At 54.2% G+C, this 203-nt stretch carries 1 protein-coding gene; it reads right to left on the bottom strand.

Going from position 1 to position 203, the window contains the following annotated elements:
* A partial coding sequence (locus FS666_RS19605) for an ABC transporter permease subunit (protein WP_244943985.1) occupies positions 1-199 on the bottom strand: 199 nt, incomplete at its 3' end.
* Positions 200-203 lie beyond the last annotated feature (4 nt).

Below are 203 nucleotides of genomic sequence, written 5' to 3'. Positions count from 1 at the left end.
TCTGGACAAGCAGGGACGTCCCCCTGAACAGCTCCACCAAAGCGCCCATTAGAAAGCGGACGACCCAAAAGCGCGACACCCGCCCAAGACCGGCGATAAAGGCAAAAATAAAGGCAAAAGCGGCGGACAGCAGGAGAACTTGGATCGTCACACCTGCCCCGCGCAATAATTCCGGCAAAAACATCATGTAAGTCTCAATAGTG

The sequence above is a fragment of the Siminovitchia fortis genome (genome assembly GCF_007681465.1).
Classification (GTDB): Bacteria; Bacillota; Bacilli; order Bacillales; family Bacillaceae_C; genus Siminovitchia; species Siminovitchia fortis.
Note: the sequence above shows the minus strand (reverse complement) of the source record. Positions and strands in the feature narration are given on the sequence as shown.